The sequence below is a fragment of the Runella sp. MFBS21 genome (genome assembly GCF_029433105.1).
In the GTDB taxonomy this organism is placed as follows: Bacteria; Bacteroidota; Bacteroidia; order Cytophagales; family Spirosomataceae; genus Runella.
In genome coordinates, this window is sequence record NZ_JARNTW010000003.1 from 291,247 (window position 1) to 309,076 (window position 17,830).

Below are 17,830 nucleotides of genomic sequence, written 5' to 3' on the forward strand. Positions count from 1 at the left end.
ATGTATATCATAAATTTTATTATAAAAATTATGATATATGATTCCCGACCAAATCATTACTTTTGGGTTTTGTAACATCCAAAATGAAAAAACACCTTATTGTACTCTTAATCTTCGCTTTAGGAAATAATCTCTATGCCCAAATTACCCTCCATTCTTCCTCCCAACGGCAGGTGATTGGTAGCCAAACTTGGTTTTTGAGAGAGTCGACAAAAGAAGGAATGTCACTGAAGGAGATAATAAAGGCCGATAGCTTAGGGAAATTTGTAAAAAACAATTCTTCTGTTCCCAATTTTGGATTCTCACAGTCAGCTTATTGGGCGAGGTTCGATGTCACCAATTACGACACAACCACTCATCCATATCGATGGCTCCTTGAAGTGGGTTTTGGAAACATGGCTTTTGTAGACTTGTACATACTAGATACCAATACACCTATTTTACATACTAAAGCAGGAGATTATTTAGGAAAAAAGGGCCGACAATTTGATTATTTTGGGTACATTTTTGACCTATCCATTCGCCCAAAAGAGACCAAACGCGTATATATGCGATTTCAGCCTTATTCAGGGCAAGCACTTTTTCCACTGGCTATTTGGCAAAACGATGCCTTTTTTAATGCCAATCAAACCGTGAGCTTCATTTGGGGAGGATATATAGGTATATTGCTGGTAGTGCTACTCTACCATTTGGTGTTGGCATTGGTGACCAAAGAGAAAGGTTTCGCCAAGCTCTCCGCTTATCTGCTTACTTATTTAGGCTTTGAACTAGCGCGGGGTTTTGGGTTAGGGCCTCGCTACCTTTGGTATGATTCTATCTTTTTTACAACTTATGCTGCTTATATTTTCAGCACCATTTCGTTGTTGTTGTTCCTAGATTTTTACAATTATGCTACCCAAGTCTCTGAGACTAACCCCCGTCTTCGTACCATTATTCGTGCCACCCAAGCGTTTTGTCTATTGTTAGGTTTGACCACCTTTTTTTATAACAGTGCTGGCCAAAATCAACTAATGAGCCTCCAGGCATTGGTAGTTGGCTTAGTCGTACTTACGACAGCTATCCGTTCGGTTTGGCAAGGAAACAAAACAGCTTGGTTTTATTTACTAGCGATTGCTTCTATTTATATAGGTACTATGGTGCAAAGTGCCCAACGAGCTGGGTTTTTTAGGGTGTATGAAAGTTTACTTACTCGTTATGCTATCAATATTGGGTCTTTAATCGAAATTTTGTTGTTATCGCTTGGCGTCGCCTATACCGTCCGAGCTGAGCGAGCTAAGCGACAAGCCGTTGAAGAGCAAGCCCAACTCGAACAACAAAATCGACATCAAGCGATTGAAGAAGCAGAACTAAAAGGGAAAAAAGAAGAAATGCAACGGGTATCAAATGACCTCCATAATCGCCTAGGTAATACTTTGCTGGCTCTGCGCTCCACCCTCAAAACGCTTCAAGGGGAATTGCAAGGTAATATAGAACAAAAATGGCTCGTTGAAAGCATGGATTTAGTTCAAGAAACTTACAACCAAATCCGAGAATTGTCGTATGGATACTCGCCCAAAATTCTTGAAAAAGAAGGACTTTTTGGGGCCTTGACTCAGCTCATCGAACGTTTCAATAGAATCCAGAAACAGACTGTTTTTTATTTGTCTGTTTCTGGAAGCGAAACATTATTAGGCAATAAACACGCCTTAGAAATTTATCAGCTTTGTCTCGAACTAATCAATAATATCCTCAAGCACTCTGAAGCTTCGGAAGCAAGTATCCGTATTCGTATTACCGATTATTCGAGTAGTATCATAGCTATCGACAACGGAATAGGACTAAAAGAGCATGTCAGCTCCTCTACATCCTTTCCCAAAATGTACGACCACATCACTCGTTTAGGAGGGACGTTGGCAGTTCGGACGAGCGAAGAGATTGGCCTCAAAGTTGAAATCACCCTTCCTCATTGACCAGGTTTGAGAAGGCCAAATTCATAGCAATAATGAATAAGCCCTATCACTCCATTTACCTCTAGCTTACGTATAGCACTCTGGCGATGCACCGCTACCGTAGGAGCTGCAATATTCAATTTACTCGCAATTGCTTTGGTTGTCAAATCTTCGGCCAAACAAACCATAACGTCGATTTCTCGCTCAGTCAATAGTTTCAATTTCTCAGATTTATGGGCCATTTCTTTGTTTTTTGCCAATATAGGCGTGAGCTCAGGACTATAATAAATTTTTCCTTCCAAAACCGCCTGAGATGCTTTCACTACTTCAGCTTCGTCATATGGCTTTAATATATAAGCATTCACACCTAAATTGACAACTTCACGGATAATATCGGCAGAATCAAGTCCCGAATAAACCACAATCAATATTTTGGGGTTGATTTCTTTAGCTTCTCTGATTAAGTCAATACCACTTGTGGCATGTCCAAATTGCAAATCGGTAATCAGCAAGTCAGTAGAAGAAAGCATTTTAAGTGCCTCATTTACACTCTGTACCCCACCTACCACTTGGAAGGTAGGCTCACTCGTAAACGCCAGTTTAAGAATATTTACAATCGCTGCGTGATCATCGACTACTAAAGTTTGAATAGGACGATTGGGGGTAGTAGGATGCAATGAGGAATCACCTCGGGTAATGCCAAAGTTGTGCGCGAGCCCTTCAGGCGACACCGCACGTTGAGTTTGAACATGTGTTTTCAGTAGAGTTTCCATAAAGTTTTTCTAAGTGGGAAGAAAGCTTGAAGTTATTGTTTTTTTAGCAAAAGTTCGTGCTTTTTTTCTTTGGTTTTGATGGCTTTTCCAGTCATCTCTCGGTATATCCATCGAAAAGTGTTACGCACTACATTCCAACGCGTTTGATAACACAAAAAAGAAGTAAATACCTCTCCTGATTGGTCAGTGACAGTGCCAGCAAAAATGTCAATGTCAAGCACTTGACGATACAGATTAATGATAGATTCGTACTTAGCTCCTCCTAACACATTTTTTTTGCCAGCCCATAGCGCCATCCACAACGAGGCCGCATATACTTGTAACCGAGCACTCGCTTTCTTTTTGGTAGGTTCGAGCCAGATGCAGCTAATCTCTGCCGTATCTGACTCACGAAATCCAAACTTTTCTTCAAAACCCTTCAAATGTACCTCACTAAACGGCTCTAAATAGCGCAAAGGGGCATCTGCATTGATGACAAAGCCTCCAATAATTTGCCCTTGATACACGGCTACGTAAACTCGTGCCTGAAACAAATATTCCAAAGAAGGCTGGCTACCACTCTGAGAAAAATACTGATGCTGGTACCATCGTAATTCGTCGGGTGTACGAAGACGAACAAATCGAACAAGGCTGTTGTTTGGAAATAAAATGCGGGCAAGTATTGCCGCAAAAACGGGGGGTTGTTGTGCTTGTTGCATGGGACAAATCCATTTTGGTTCGTCCTTTCATGCAGCAGCACAAAAACGTTACATTTTCAAATCAGGTCACGGATTGTAACGATAAGAAAGCTCGGTATTCCAAAAAAAGAATACTCGCTTTTGTATCGAAAATAGCAAGTAGGGAGCACCTCTACTCTCAGGGAGGGACTTGCATAACTGCCAACTATCTGCCTCACTAAACCGCCAAAGTTGGGTTGAAAAACCTCGGGCCAAAAACCCATATCCTCGACTTGAGAATCCACTAAAACTACCATTTGCCCCTAGAGGAGTGATTTTTTGCCAAGGAGCAGAAGCTATCTCAGGACGAAAACGCCAACAAGTATTCTGTGTTATAATATAAGCGGACTTGCCAATCGAAAATGACACTGAATCAGATATTCGCGTTAGTATCCCTGAATTGGTAAGTGCAAGCGTCGATTCTTGTGCCCATTTGTTGGTGGTAGGGTCATATGTCCATACACTCCAAGCATCATCTCTGTTTAGTTTTGATATGAGATACCCTTTATTGCCCAACCCCACCGCATATGTATCTGCCCCTATGAGGGGACAATCGGCTATGGGTTTCCAACTATCTGTTCCATTACCAACAGCAGGGATGTACTCCCAAAATTTACCTATTTGGGTGCTATACAAATTACCCGCAAACATTCGAGTACCAACCGTAAACGAAACCAGCGCCAAATTGGTAGAAGTAGTCACCAAACCTGGAAAGGCTGTCCGTTCGGCCCAGTTATTAGTCGCTAACGAAGGGTCAAACTCAAACACTTTGTTTCGTCCACTCAACATATCTACGATGCAGTACCCTTTTGTATGGTTATCGAAATAGGTTTTGACTCTTATTAGTTCAGAAGCGGAGGGGAGAATTCTAGTTTCTAGCTTTGTCCATTCATCACATGGCTGATTGTAGAGAGTAGTTAGGGCAATACTATCCGATTCACTCAACCTAATCTGTTCATATTGGTTAGAGAGCGACATCGCCGATTGCAGGTCTTCACTATCCTTAAAACCCAGTGCTACGCCTATTTGATACACCAGCACTCTTTGCAAAACAGATGTAGTCCAAGGAAATGATCGACGCAACAAAATAGTACAACCATTATTAGCAGGGTCACGTCGAATTACGCTAAGTGCATCCAAGTTTTGGGAAATCAGTCCTTTGTCTGATTCAATACTAGGAAAAATGGGAGAATCTGTAAATGTAACCGTGATAGCGGGAACTTGATTGACGACCTCTTTCAATTCCAAATACCCATGTGTTTTGTTCCACAGGCCAGCAGCATTCCTAAGAGCTGTAAGTTGAGATTGCTGGTCAATATTACTAGTAAAATCTGTCATCTTATACAAGATGCTACACGTGCCAAAGCGGCGAATAGAAGTCACGTTATCGTTGACACCAAGGTAAAGAGGTTTCTGGCTACTCTCCATAAAACCCAGCTCACATCCCACCAATCCCAAACATATCCAAATCAAGAGATAAATACGTAGATTCATAGTTTTGTCAGAAACGAAATGAAACATCTATCCTAAGACCGTGTTGAACCGCATCAATATCTTGTGGTTTCGATTCTTTAAATCGTAATGGTTGATAACAATAACTCCCCCATATACGATAACGTCCCACCCAATACCCGGCTCCTACTGCACCACCAACAGAGGGTTTCAAGGTGGGTTGTTGAGGAGAGCTTGTTACGTTAGTTTTATATTTGAAGCCAAAAGGTATCTGCAACGAAGGGCCTATCCCAAGCTGCATACCAGAAGAGCGATACTCACCTTTTGATTTAAAGTTGCCCACAACATATCGAGGCTGAATTTGTATTTGTTGGATACGAAACTCCTCAATATCTCGGGTAGTATTATCTATTTTGTCTAATGTCTTAAAATGATTGGTACTCCAAAGTATATCTGTTTCTATACGACCTTTTCTTTCCCATTGCCCAATGCCTAGACGCACGCCAGCCGTAATTCCTTGAGCTATGGAAGCTGGGATACCAATACCATTTCTCCGAAATTGAGGCATTTGTACTTGCCAGCCAACTACCGGCTCTACGTAGATTGCTCTATTGAATTCTTTCCAAAGCACCTGCTCGGTCTCTGTAAAATGTCTTTTTACTGAATCTGATGCCGTCGTAATATAAAAGGAATAATAATCCACAACCGTTTTTTGTAAATCTTGTCGAACGTTTTTGTTAACAGAAACTGCCTTAAACTTATCATCAGAGAATTGATAAAAGTTTTTGATTACCTCTTTCACAACTAGCTTTCGTAAAAGAAAACTTGGGTAATCGCCACTTTCATTACTATATTGATTTATCGATACTTTCATTTGAGTTTCTATGGCTTTAATTATGTTATTGAAAATCGCATCTGCATTAGGCTTTTTATTCATCCTTTTATAAACCATCCAAACTGCCAAAGCATCCGCTTCGAACTCGTGGATTTTAAAGCGATTAAGTTGTACTGTTTCGTGTTTACCACTGCTAAATTTCAAAACAATCTTATATCTTTTTATAGATTCACCCAACGCTTTATTGATTTCTGCATTATTGCCTAGTGTGTATTTCTCATAGGTATGCCCTATCGCATGGTGAGCTATTTCATGACAAATCAAGAACTCTTCACTACCATCTATCTTCCCTGCTTTAACCTTTGTCATAAACGCAGGTTTATAAAAAATGTACCTTTTCTCATCGCGACACATTTGCGCATAAATCACCCCATGACAAGGGAGAGAATCAGGATAGATAATAGGGGTATTATCAAATAGACTAGTATATGATTTAATTACGTTTTTAGCATCTTCCAAACTATACTCCTCGCTAAATCTTGATTTAGCATTTCTTAGGACTTCGTCACACCCGCAAAGTTGGGCATAGACACACGACAAATTAACTAACAGTCCAACAAGACAAAGCCACAGTATCTTAATCATGGTATGGTAAAAGTTGAGTAGGTGTAAGTTGTCCTTCTTTGATTTTATACTTCACATTTTTAGAATATAACAGATACGTATTTTTCTCTTCTATGGCCCTTATTTCCCAGCCGGCAGTTGGTTCCAATGCATATAATTTTAATGTATCTCCTTGCCATTGGTATTCGGGCTTGGAGTTCCCAAAAAGTCCATTTCGCTTATAAAAAGCGAGCGTCAGAGAATCTTTCTCATAAAAAGATATTCCTTCTTGTTGCACCTTAATCCGAGCTATCGTAGGCTCATTAGGCCACCACAAAGTAGAGACCACAATCACCAATACACAAGCGACCCCGCCCAGCACAGTCCATAAGTTGCGCTTCGTTATTTTCTCAAACACGGCCTCAAAAGGTGTATGCTCCTCTTTACGTCGCTCATAATGAAGTTCTTCTTCACGATAAGCTTTCCTTTTTTGGTCTAGCTCTGCCTCAATAGCCGCCTCATGCCCCAAAACTGCCAATGAATCCTGTACTAACATAAATGCTAGCAATTGATCTTTATACAAAGGCTCCGCTTCCAGTCTGCTCTCAATAGTTTTTTTCTCTTCTTCCGAAGAAGTTCCGCTGAGGTAGCGTTGCCAAGCATTTACATCATTTTCGTTCATTTCGCGATTTTATCCCGTAGTCGTTGCTCCAACATTTTTTTAATTTCTATTCCTTGATCATAGTTGTTTAATATTTCAACCACTGTCGGAATACTCTTTAGCGATAGTGCGGTCAAGCAACGATTTTTTCGTTGCCGTATGGTTGTTTCTTTCTCCTTTCCGTTAGTCAATTGAACAAGTGTTTTAGGTTTCTCATCCTTACTTGAAACTTGAATAAGCGTCTGAGCATTCGTTTTCAACTCATCGTTTGAGGCATCTTTGAGAGTGGCTACTTTTTCTTGATCCCAGCCATAATGACTCAGCAATAGCTTTTTGCATCCTTCATCTAAGCCTAAAAAGTCAGCCGCTACTACTTGATTCACCTCGGCGAGCATTATCAACTGCTCCTCCGTAACCGCAGCAGGCGCATACTCTTTGGGTAAAGTTTTTAAGGGATTGGTCTTTTTTTTCTCTTCTCGATAATGAGCAAAGCAAAGATTCATACAAATAGCGCCCAGGTAGCTGGGCAAGGAGCTATATAAACTAAAATCATTTTTTGATTTGACCTTTGTCACCAATACTTTTAAAGCATCTCCCACTGTATCGTCAGCTTCGTCAGGGTTCCATTTTGGATTGATTTTTAATATCAATGACTTGAGTCGTTGCCACAGCCCTTGGTAGTCGTAAGTGCGCGCCGTTAATCTGATAGATTCATCTTTAAGATGTAAAAGGAAGTAATGATCTTTGTACAAAGACTCAATTTGATATTTTGGATTTGAAGGTGTACGCGTTCGAGCCATCCAAACAAAGGAAATCGCTGTACTTTTAGCCAATTCAACTTTCAGGTCTTCTCTAGGAGGATACTCAAATTTTAGACACTCCTCCACAACCTGTTTTTTTATTCTTAGTTCTGCCTTATATCCTTTATTGATTGCCAACAAATCGGATTCTTCCATAGAGTCGAGGTGTGTTTTTCATAAATGAGGAGTCATTAGCAATAATAGAAGAATTACGGCAAAAAATCTACATTTTAGTTTTCCTCTTTTGGGAAAAATAAACATTTTCTTATCGAATGAAATCTATCCTGAAAAACTTAGCTCCTCCTTTCAAATCTTTCAATAATTGCTCCGTCCGCTCAGGGCGAGCATCGGTCAAAAAAACTTGTCCAAAGGTATTTTCTTCTATCAGTTGAATGAGCTTCTGAATACGTCGGTCATCCAATTTGTCAAAAATATCATCAAGCAAGAGTAAAGGCTTCATCTCTTTTTCGGCCGCAATACAGTCGAATTGAGCCAATTTCAAGGCCAATACAAATGACTTTTGCTGCCCTTGAGAGCCAAACTTTCGCAGAGCTACCTCATCCATTTCAAACAAAAAATCGTCTTTATGAATGCCCATCAGGGTACGCTGTAGCTGCAAATCTCGCTGCCGATGTTGCCGGAATTTTTCTCGAAAACTTAGATCTTCGACTTCCGATTCATATTTGATTGTAATAGTTTCGCGGCTCTCCCCCAAAAACGCATAGTATCGCTGCACTAGCGGCTCAAACTCCACCAAAAACCGCTGACGACGTTCATAAATACGATTGGCAAGGCCCACAAGTGCTTCATCATAGGTATCCAACAATACATCGTCAAATTGCTGTCGCTCCGCAAAAAGTTTAAGAATGCTATTTCGCTGCGCAAGGGTTTTGTTATACTGTAATAAATCTTGTAAATAAAAATGATCCAATTGCGACAACACCCCATCAAAAAAACGGCGGCGCTCTTCGCTTCCTTCTCTAACGAGATCAGTGTCGTTTGGAGCTACTAATACGATAGGGAACTCCCCTATATGATCACTGATACGCTCATAGGGCTTTTTGTCTGAAAGTATTACTTTTCGCTGCCCACGCTGTAAGCTACAGGTAATCTGAATTGTTTTAGGTCCTTTCCTAAAAATACCATCTACCATCAAAAAATCGGCATGGTGCTGAATACTCAACACATCCTGTACCTGAAAAGCGCTTTTGGTAAGTCCTAACCAATAAATCGCATCTAATAAATTGGTCTTTCCGCTACCGTTTTCCCCTACGAAGCAATTGAGACGCGGAGAAAACTCAAAAGTCCCCTCTTCATAGTTCTTAAAAAACGACAATTGGAGTTTTTCTAGGTATAGCTGTGGCATTGATTGGTTTTATGCTTATTTTCGCGGGGCAAAGATAAAAACATTAGACTTTGGATAAGGGTCAATTACGAGAGAAAGAATGAATGCCCCTTCTCCGAAGCCCAACGTCACAAATCGAATTTAACACTATGGCAACCAAAACCAAAGCGGCACCAGCCAAAACTACTCACCCCAAAGAAAGATATATGTACTGGTATGAGTCTATGCTCCTTCAACGTAAATTTGAAGAAAAAGCAGGTCAACTCTACGGTCAACAAAAAATACGCGGATTTTGTCACCTTTATATTGGCCAAGAGGCTTGTTCGTCGGGAGGCGTCACTGCCCTTACCAAAGATGATAAATGGATTACGGCTTACCGCGACCACGGAATTCCGTTGGCATTGGGCACTGACCCCAAGGCAATCATGGCTGAGCTCTATGGAAAAGCGACAGGTACGACCAAAGGCAAAGGAGGCTCCATGCACATCTTCGACAAAGAAAGAAATTTTGTAGGAGGCCACGGTATTGTGGGAGCCCAGATTCCATTGGGTGCTGGAATTGCATTTGCAGAGAAGTACAACAAAACCAAAAACCTCTGTATTTGTCTTTTTGGCGACGGAGCTGTACGCCAAGGCGCCTTGCACGAGGCCTTCAATATGGCCATGACTTGGAAACTACCGGTCATTTTTGTGGTTGAAAACAATGGATACGCCATGGGTACTTCCGTGACTCGTACTTCTAATGTGACTGACCTCTACACCATAGGCGAAGCTTACGATATGCCCTCTGAGCCTGTAGATGGTATGGACGTAGAAGCCGTACATGAAGCAGTAAGTCGCGCCGCCGAACGCGCCCGCAACGGAGAAGGCCCTACGTTTTTAGAATTCAAAACCTACCGCTATAGAGGTCACTCAATGTCTGACCCCCAAAAATACCGTACCAAAGAAGAGGTAGAAGAATACAAAAGACGTGACCCTATTGAGACTATCAAGGAGAAAATCCTCGCCAATGGTATTGCCACGGAAGAAGAAATCGCGGCTATCGACGCAAAGGTGAAACAACAAGTAGAAGAATCCGTGAAGTTTGCCGAAGAATCTCCTTGGCCTGATGCTTCTGAGATTTATACAGATATATATTTACAAGAAGATTATCCTTTCATCAAGGATTAATTACATGCACTTGATATGTTAGGCGATAAGTGAAGCTTCATCCAAGAGGCAGCGCTTATCGTCTAAATTTTTTTGCTATGAAAACGTTAGGAAGTTATTTTATTTTTTTAGGTAACCTTTTCCGTAACCGTGAAAAGTTTAAAGTTTACGTAAAGTTAGTACTAGAAGAGTGCATTGAAATCGGTATCAATTCCGTTTTTATTGTCTCGATTGTTGCCACCTTTCTCGGAGCAGTGACTTGCGTACAAACCGCCGACAACCTCGTTAGCCCTTTTGTTCCTAACTACATTATTTCGCTCATTGTACGTGACAGTAGCATTTTAGAATTTGCTCCTACGATTACGTGCGTAGTATTGTCAGGTAAAGTAGGCTCCCACATCGCTGGTGGACTTGGCACCATGCGTATTACAGAGCAAATCGACGCACTCGAAGTAATGGGGATCAATTCGGTTTCGTATCTGGTACTTCCCAAAATAGTAGCCGCGATAGTGACTTTTCCAATGCTCGTTATTTTATCAGGCTTTCTTTCTATTTTAGGCGGGTATTTAGCGGGAGTGGCTACCAATGTCATCTCTCCCGAAGATTACGTCACTGGACTACGGTACGATTTCCGCACATTCAACATTCCTTTTGCCCTTATCAAATCGGTTGTATTTGCATTTCTGATTACTTCTATCTCTTCTTTCAAAGGGTACTTTACAAGAGGCGGAGCCTTAGAAGTAGGACAAGCTTCTACTGCGGCTGTTACTAATAGCTGCATAGCAGTGCTGATCGCGGATTATCTATTGGCTCAACTTATGTTGCTTTAGCTCCTACCAAAATAAAAAGGCAGCTCTGTCAAAGCCGCCTATCTTGCTATATCTCACATCTGGGATGCGAAAGTTTTAATTTAAGAGAAATCAATTACTTTTTCTACCACATAAGCCTGAGTACCAAGCCATTTGGCTTCTTGACCTAGCTGCGATATTACGACGCTAAGGTTGTTTCTAAAGTCTGTAAGACAATATTTATTGATAGCCTGCTCGATGGGGTTTGTAATAAACGCCCCCGCTTTGGCCACAATTCCATCTACAATGATAATTTCAGGATTGAAGAGATGAATCGCAATCGAGAGTCCTTTGCCCAGCTCCATTCCGATTTCATGAAGAATATCTATTGCAAACGAATCACCCTGCCAAGCAGCGTCAATGATAGTTTCAGCGTCGATTTTGTCCGTCTCAATCACCGACAACCTAGAGATTCGTCCTTCACCTAGTCCTTTTTTGATACGTCTTATGAGAGAAGCCGCAGAAGTAATGGTGTCCAAACAGCCCACCTTGCCACAATGGCATAGCTCCCCATTGGGTACTACTTGAATATGCCCTAGCTCTCCCGCAAAACCCGACGCTCCCTGAAACACTTCTCCATTAAGAATTACTCCCAAGCCTACCCCCCAATCAATATAAATAGCCAATACGTGGTCTTTGCCTTGCGCTAGTCCAAAACGGTGCTCACCCAACGTAGTAGCTTTGGTATCATTGATCACATACACTGGAAATTTGAAATGCCTCTCAAGCATCGTTCCAAAAGAATTCTCACTTTGATTGAGGCTACGATAGGTAAAGTTAAACCCTTTACGAGTATCCACAAGTCCCGCTACGGCTACACCCATTGCCATAAAATCACTATACTGGATTCCAGACTCTTTCAATACCTGTTCTGTGACGCCGATTAGATGATTGAGAAACTGCGGAGAATCTTCAAGTTTTAGATTAAAATCGTGCCTAAGTACTACCTCATTTTTGAGATTCATAATCAGCACTTTGGTGTCGTGCGTACTTACATCTAATACGACTATATAAAAGCGCTCCGTACTTAGGCTAAACAATACCGGCTTACGCCCTTGTTTGGTAACGCCCGTTCCTACGGGTACAATCCACTTTTCTTCGACCATTTCTTCCACGATACTCGTGACCGAAGGCACACTACTATGGATTACCCGCGCCATTTCGGCGATAGAACATGTACCTGAACGATAAAGCTCAGTGAGAATACGACGTCGATGTTGACTTTTTTTATAATCAACTACTGACGTTTTAGGGAAAATATCGGCCTCAGACGATGTAGTGGAATCAAACATAATACTTCTATAAGATTAATATGCCAAATAAATACTTATGGTTGGATTCATAAATGTAATATTAATTTTTTTTACAAATGAATCTATTTTAAAAATATTTTTTTATTAAATTTCTTGTCCAACATTCATAATCTATTTATTATTGTAAAATAATTGTACAAGTTTCCCAAAAATTCGTTTCATCAACTATTTTTTCCTATTTTTTTTTACTAATCCTTATAAACAATCCATCATTTATGAAAAAAACGCTACTTGTGTGCATGTTGCTTTTGATTGGCTGTATATCAGCCTTTTCGCAGAGCAACCGTACCGTTACAGGTACTGTACGCGATGCTAAGAGCGAGCCAATTCCGGGCGTAAGTGTTATTGAAAAAGGCTCTCGCAATGGCGCCATCACAGATCAGTATGGCAACTTTAGAATCAATGTTGGTACCAATGCCACCTTGATTTTTTCCTATGTAGGCTTTTTGAAACAAGAAAAAGAGATAGGCAATAGTACCTCTTTGACAATAGTACTTGATGAAGACACAAAAACACTTAACGAAGTAGTCGTAACTGGCTTTGGGGTAAAACAAGAAACACGCAAACTTGCATATGCAGTGCAAGAAGTGAAAGGCCAAGACCTTATCCGTGCCAACAACGCCAACGTCGTCAACTCACTTCAAGGTAAAGTAGCTGGGGTACACATCGACCAAGGTACTGGTGGTCCTATGTCTTCTTCACGTATTCGTATCCGTGGTAACGCCTCTTTAGGCGGTAATACTCAGCCTCTTTTCGTGATTGACGGGGTGTTGATTCGTCCTGGTACTTCTGGTGCTGACTCATGGGGTGCTGCCCAAGATATGGGTAACATCATGAAAAACATCAACTCTGACAACATCGAATCGATGACCGTTTTAAAAGGTTCTGGTGCAAGTGCGCTTTATGGTTCGGAAGCTTTGAATGGTGTAATCGTAATCCAAACTAAAAAAGGACGTGTTCAAAAAGGACTTGGTGTTACTTACAACCATACTTCTTCTTTTGAAAAAGCATATCGTTTCTTAGACCTTCAAAACCAATTTGGAGCTGGTATCAATCCTACATTCCCCAAAGGCGCTGACGGAGTTGACGAAATCGATCGCGTAGGTGGTGCATGGAGCTACTCTTATGGCCCTCGTATGCAAGGACAAATGGTGCGTGATTTGGACGGACGCATGGTACCATACGTTGCCAACAATCCGCTTGATTTCTTCCAAACTGGTAAATACACCAACCACAACGTGGCCATTGAAGGTGGTACCGAAACTACTACTTTCCGGGCGGCTTATTCTCGCCTCGACAACAGCACTATCATGCCTTCTGGAACAGAGCTAAGTCGTAACAACTTCAATTTGAGAGCCACTCAAAAGATTGGTAAAATCTTCACGTTGGATGCAACCGTTGACTATACTGACAACAATCTAACGAACCCTGCTCGTCAAGGAGGTAACTTCAACCCTGTATTCCGTCTTGTATTTGGACGTCCTCGTAGCTTCGATATCAATTATTGGGCTAACAACTACGTTGATCCAACTGCGGGTGGTCGTCGCCAAGGGGTCAATGACCCATACAACATTACTTCTTTCTTCTGGGAAACATTTGAAAGAGATGAGCTTCAAAACGAGAAAGTATTCCGTACCAACATCGACCTTAATGCCAACCTTGCTCCTTGGTTAAATCTTTTGGTACGTGGAAACGTACAAAACCAATTGATCAAAGCAGAAACCAAAAACCGTGGAGACGGCCCTCGTTTTTCTGGTAACGATTTTTATCAAACACGTACCCAAGACGACTCACAATATCGCTTGCAAGCGGTGTTGAGCGCTAACCGTAATATTGGAGACAATTTCCAATTTAACGTTGCTGCTGGTGCTGAAACCAACCGTCTACTAGGTGGTCGTAACTATCGCACTTGGACAGAAGGCGGACTTCGCTTGCCAGAAATTTACTCGCTTGCCAACGCCCGTACTCGCGTCGAAATTGCCACTAGCCCTATTGCAGCTAAACGTACGGATGCGGTATACTTGTATGGAGACTTGACTTTCAAAGATTACTTGACTTTCAACTTCAGTAATCGTATGGACTTCTCATCTACCTTGACTTATGCTGACGGTAGCGGGGATTATTCATACTACTATCCTTCGGTAGGTCTTTCTTATATCGTGACTGAAAGTCTCAAAAACTTGCCTACTTGGTTGAGCTTTGGTAAGCTTCGTGCTAGCCTTGGCTATACTGGTGCTGATACTGATCCATGGTCTCTTAACCGTACTGGTATTTATAATCCAATTGGTGTTTACAACTTCCCTACAGGATCAGTGCAACGCTCAGGATTCCGCGACAATACTCTTCCTAACTATGCGCTACGCAACCGTCTAGCACGTGAATGGGAACTAGGATTTGATGCTCGTTTCTTCAACAACCGAATTGGCATCGATTTCACGGTATATAACAAACTTACTACCAACGAAATCTTGAGTATCCCTGTAACTTCAGAAGCAGGTGTAAGCAGCCGTATCATCAATGCTGGTAAAATCCAAAACAAAGGGATTGAGTTGATGATTACTGCTACTCCTATCAAATCTAAAGATGTGCGTTGGAATACTTCATTGAACATTACTCGTAACCGCAACAAAATCCTTGAACTAACTGAAGGTGTTAGTAACTATCAATTAGACCTAGCTTTTGGTGCGGATATGGCCTCCGTGGCTCGCGTAGGTAAGGATTACGGAACTATCGTTACATCTTATGCTTTTGCGACCTATCAAAGAAAAGATGCTAGCGGAAACCCTGTATCTCACCCAAGCAATGGACAACGCGTAATTGGGTCAGTAAGTGGCGGCTCGGGAGGTTATCTTGGTTTTATGCGTAGTGGTGCTTATGGTCAAGGTGAAAAAGAAATCGGTAGTATCATGGAAAAAATGTTGTTGAGCAACGTTAACAATGTTTCTTACAAAAATTTCAATTTAACGCTCCAAGTTGACTCAAAAATCGGTGGTATGATGGCTTCAGCTACGCACCAATACGGTTCACAGTCTGGAAACTTTGCACGTAGCTTGTTTGGCCGTAACAAAGAACTAGGTGGTGTAGAATTTACGGATGCTCAAGGTGTACGTCGTGATGACGGTATCATTCCAGAAGGTGTACTAGCTGATGGTTTCAAGGTAACTAAGGATGGCCAAACCATTGACTTAGGTGGTATGAGCTACGCAGAAGCAGTACAAAAAGGCTATGTTACCCCTATCCCCGCTCGTAACTACTACGAAAACCTTACACAGTGGTCGTCAGGTATTCGCGAATACTCTACTTTCGAAAACTCTTGGGTATCAATGCGTGAAATCTCAGTTGGTTATGATGTACCTGCAAAATTCGTTAACAAAATCAAGTTCCAATCACTTCGTGTAAGCGTAGTAGGTCGTAACTTAGGTTATTTGTACCGCACTGCACCTGATGGTATCAACCCTGAAGGTTTGAAATCTAACCGCCCAGGTGAATTTGCTGAATACGGTGGCTTGCCGTTCTCTCGTAACATTGGTGTAACACTTAACGCAGGTTTCTAATTCTCAGCCTTTAGTTGCTGATTTTTCAAAACATTTTTTAAAGACAGATAATTATGAAATGGTCATATAAAACAATCCTTGGTTTGTTGGTAGCGGGATTTGTAAGTACCTCTTGCGATAAGCAAAGCTTTGTAGACATCAACAAAGATCCCGATGCACTCTCAACTGTACCGCCAGAAAATCAATTGCTCAACGCAACGATTAGCTTGCATTCTCAAGACTTTGAGGCTTATTATGATACTTATCGCCGTATCATGCCTTGGATGCAGTACAATACGGGTACCAACGGTAATGAACTAGCTTTTACTTCCAACGTCGATAACTTCTCTCAGCGCTATGGTCGTTTCTATAACGGTGTTGGAAATGTACTTTATGACTTAGAGAAACTTGTAGAGCGTCTTCCAGAAGCCGAGCAACCTAAATATGTGCATATGATTCGTATGGCGCGTGTTTTACGTTCTTATTATGCTTTCTATGTGAGTGATATCTATGGTAGCATTCCTTATTCAGATGCATTCCTTGCTCGCTATGGTGGAACCCTCACTCCTAAATATGACACCCAACAAGAGCTTTTCAACAAGTTGGATGCTGATTTGAAAGAGGCTGTTACTGTCCTCAAAACTACCCAATCAGTAGCTCAAATCAACCCTGCTGCTTACGATCAGTATTATGCAGGAAGTGCTACCAAATGGGTTAAAGCGGCCAATGCACTCCGTTTGAAAATTGCAACTCGCCTCATCAAACGTGATGCTGCGAAGGCGCGTACTATCGCTCAAGAAGTATTGGCTACTCCTGCCGACTTGATGACTTCAAACGCTGACGGATGGGTATTTGTAGGTCGTTTTGATTTTACTAGCGGTGGAAACTGGAACCCTGATGGTTTTAGAGCTTCTAAGCCTTTGGTTGACTTCATGTGGAATACCAAAGACCCACGTTTGGATGCATTCTTTACGCCTAACCGCTATTCGCAAACAAACATTGATGCTTTGATTGCCGCTGGTCAATTGCCGGCTGGGACGAAAGAAAACGCTCGTCGCTATGTAGGAAGTTTCACTAGCCCTGACGAAGCGCAAACAGCCGTCAATCGCCGCGCGTTCTACACACCTCGTACTGTTACGGTATCAGGTCAGCAAGTATCGGTTGATACCCTTTCAAACATTCAACCTCGCTTATTCCAACCTGCTTTCAACAGCGGCAATGGTGTAGGAGATGGTCTTTCTTATTTGCCTGTGATTACTTACGCTGATTTTTGTTTCATGCGTGCAGAGTTGGCTGCTCGCACTATCACCACCGAATCTGCTAAAGATTGGTACGAAGCCGGAGTAAGATCTTCTATTACTTGGTTTGATGAAGTAGCCAAAGGAAGTAAGATCGAAAACTATACTGCTCTTACAGCCGGTGAAATCGATGCTTACTTGGCTCGCCCAGAAGTAGCTTTCAATTCGGCAAAAGCCATCGAACAAATCGCTAGCCAAGCTTATATCAATTACTTCAATAAAGTAAATGAAGGCTGGGCTGTCTGGAAAAGAACAGGCTTCCCCAACTCGACTTCGGTTTTGGCTTTGCCTGATATGCGCTCAAATGGGGCTGTATTGGGCCTCCCACGCCGCGCACCACTTGGCTTATTGAACACAACAGACCCTAACTATACCAACAAGAAAAGCGCTTATGATGCCATGGCAGCCATCACAGGATGGGGCCGTGACCCTCAAGATGCTACTGGCCGCGTATGGTGGGATCAACAATAATCTTAAACGTTAGAGTTGAACTTTGGTAAGTAGTCGAAATTCCGAGATAGCTTTATCTCGGAATTTTTTTCTTTCAATTTACTTTTAGCTATTATACATAAAAATC

General features: G+C 41.7%; 13 protein-coding genes. 5 read left to right on the top strand and 8 right to left on the bottom strand.

Annotation, left to right across the window (positions count from 1 at the left end; translation table 11 throughout):
- Nucleotides 1-83: 83 nt before the first annotated feature.
- Nucleotides 84-1,949: a 7TM diverse intracellular signaling domain-containing protein gene (locus tag P1X15_RS08665; protein WP_277337751.1), complete on the top strand. Its 1,866-nt coding sequence runs from the start codon at nt 84-86 to the stop codon at nt 1,947-1,949.
- On the opposite strand, the gene P1X15_RS08670 is transcribed toward P1X15_RS08665, so the two are convergent.
- The 7 genes from P1X15_RS08670 to recF form a co-directional block, all read right to left on the bottom strand.
- On the bottom strand, nt 1,943-2,701 hold the full coding sequence (locus tag P1X15_RS08670; protein ID WP_277337752.1) for a response regulator transcription factor: 759 nt from the start codon (nt 2,699-2,701) through the stop codon (nt 1,943-1,945). The genes P1X15_RS08665 and P1X15_RS08670 overlap by 7 nt on opposite strands.
- 32 nt (nt 2,702-2,733) lie before the next feature.
- Nucleotides 2,734-3,399, bottom strand: coding sequence for a hypothetical protein (locus tag P1X15_RS08675; protein ID WP_277337753.1), 666 nt, complete (start codon nt 3,397-3,399; stop codon nt 2,734-2,736).
- Between the two features lie 66 nt (nt 3,400-3,465).
- Nucleotides 3,466-4,911, bottom strand: a complete 1,446-nt coding sequence (locus tag P1X15_RS08680) for a hypothetical protein (RefSeq protein WP_277337754.1) — start codon at nt 4,909-4,911, stop codon at nt 3,466-3,468.
- Between the two features lie 7 nt (nt 4,912-4,918).
- Nucleotides 4,919-6,349: a hypothetical protein gene (locus P1X15_RS08685; RefSeq protein ID WP_277337755.1), complete on the bottom strand. Its 1,431-nt coding sequence runs from the start codon at nt 6,347-6,349 to the stop codon at nt 4,919-4,921.
- Nucleotides 6,342-6,989, bottom strand: coding sequence for a hypothetical protein (locus P1X15_RS08690; protein ID WP_277337756.1), 648 nt, complete (start codon nt 6,987-6,989; stop codon nt 6,342-6,344). Before P1X15_RS08690 ends, P1X15_RS08685 begins: the two co-directional genes overlap by 8 nt.
- Nucleotides 6,986-7,906: an RNA polymerase sigma factor gene (locus tag P1X15_RS08695; protein WP_277337757.1), complete on the bottom strand. Its 921-nt coding sequence runs from the start codon at nt 7,904-7,906 to the stop codon at nt 6,986-6,988. The genes P1X15_RS08690 and P1X15_RS08695 overlap by 4 nt, the downstream gene beginning before the upstream one ends.
- 127 nt (nt 7,907-8,033) lie before the next feature.
- Complete coding sequence (recF, locus tag P1X15_RS08700; protein WP_277337758.1) at nt 8,034-9,134, bottom strand: DNA replication/repair protein RecF; 1,101 nt, start codon at nt 9,132-9,134, stop codon at nt 8,034-8,036.
- Between the two features lie 128 nt (nt 9,135-9,262).
- Between recF and pdhA the strand changes: the two genes are divergently transcribed.
- Both pdhA and P1X15_RS08710 read left to right on the top strand, forming a co-directional pair.
- Nucleotides 9,263-10,282 carry a pyruvate dehydrogenase (acetyl-transferring) E1 component subunit alpha gene (gene pdhA, locus P1X15_RS08705; protein WP_277337759.1) on the top strand — a complete coding sequence of 340 codons (1,020 nt, stop codon included), beginning with the start codon at nt 9,263-9,265 and terminating at the stop codon, nt 10,280-10,282.
- A 77-nt stretch (nt 10,283-10,359) separates the two neighbouring features.
- On the top strand, nt 10,360-11,091 hold the full coding sequence (locus tag P1X15_RS08710) for an ABC transporter permease (protein ID WP_277337760.1): 732 nt from the start codon (nt 10,360-10,362) through the stop codon (nt 11,089-11,091).
- A gap of 80 nt (nt 11,092-11,171) precedes the next feature.
- On the opposite strand, the gene P1X15_RS08715 is transcribed toward P1X15_RS08710, so the two are convergent.
- Nucleotides 11,172-12,401, bottom strand: a complete 1,230-nt coding sequence (locus P1X15_RS08715; protein WP_277337761.1) for an ROK family transcriptional regulator — start codon at nt 12,399-12,401, stop codon at nt 11,172-11,174.
- A 236-nt stretch (nt 12,402-12,637) separates the two neighbouring features.
- Here P1X15_RS08715 and P1X15_RS08720 point away from each other — a divergent pair, with 236 nt between their 5' ends.
- Nucleotides 12,638-15,976 carry a SusC/RagA family TonB-linked outer membrane protein gene (locus P1X15_RS08720; RefSeq protein ID WP_277337762.1) on the top strand — a complete coding sequence of 1,113 codons (3,339 nt, stop codon included), beginning with the start codon at nt 12,638-12,640 and terminating at the stop codon, nt 15,974-15,976.
- A 53-nt stretch (nt 15,977-16,029) separates the two neighbouring features.
- The gene (locus P1X15_RS08725; protein WP_277337763.1) at nt 16,030-17,724 is read left to right on the top strand and encodes a SusD/RagB family nutrient-binding outer membrane lipoprotein; all 1,695 of its coding nucleotides are present in this window, start codon (nt 16,030-16,032) and stop codon (nt 17,722-17,724) included.
- Nucleotides 17,725-17,830: the final 106 nt, after the last annotated feature.

Bases quoted from the DNA above. Each gene is read 5' to 3' on its own strand.
- pdhA (WP_277337759.1), top strand. From the start codon at position 9,263: ATGGCAACCAAAACCAAAGCGGCACCAGCCAAAACTACTCACCCCAAA.
- P1X15_RS08670 (WP_277337752.1), bottom strand. From the start codon at position 2,701: ATGGAAACTCTACTGAAAACACATGTTCAAACTCAACGTGCGGTGTCG.
- P1X15_RS08725 (WP_277337763.1), top strand. From the start codon at position 16,030: ATGAAATGGTCATATAAAACAATCCTTGGTTTGTTGGTAGCGGGATTT.
- P1X15_RS08720 (WP_277337762.1), top strand. From the start codon at position 12,638: ATGAAAAAAACGCTACTTGTGTGCATGTTGCTTTTGATTGGCTGTATA.
- P1X15_RS08665 (WP_277337751.1), top strand. From the start codon at position 84: ATGAAAAAACACCTTATTGTACTCTTAATCTTCGCTTTAGGAAATAAT.
- P1X15_RS08685 (WP_277337755.1), bottom strand. From the start codon at position 6,349: ATGATTAAGATACTGTGGCTTTGTCTTGTTGGACTGTTAGTTAATTTG.
- P1X15_RS08690 (WP_277337756.1), bottom strand. From the start codon at position 6,989: ATGAACGAAAATGATGTAAATGCTTGGCAACGCTACCTCAGCGGAACT.
- P1X15_RS08680 (WP_277337754.1), bottom strand. From the start codon at position 4,911: ATGAATCTACGTATTTATCTCTTGATTTGGATATGTTTGGGATTGGTG.
- P1X15_RS08675 (WP_277337753.1), bottom strand. From the start codon at position 3,399: ATGCAACAAGCACAACAACCCCCCGTTTTTGCGGCAATACTTGCCCGC.
- P1X15_RS08710 (WP_277337760.1), top strand. From the start codon at position 10,360: ATGAAAACGTTAGGAAGTTATTTTATTTTTTTAGGTAACCTTTTCCGT.
- P1X15_RS08715 (WP_277337761.1), bottom strand. From the start codon at position 12,401: ATGTTTGATTCCACTACATCGTCTGAGGCCGATATTTTCCCTAAAACG.
- recF (WP_277337758.1), bottom strand. From the start codon at position 9,134: ATGCCACAGCTATACCTAGAAAAACTCCAATTGTCGTTTTTTAAGAAC.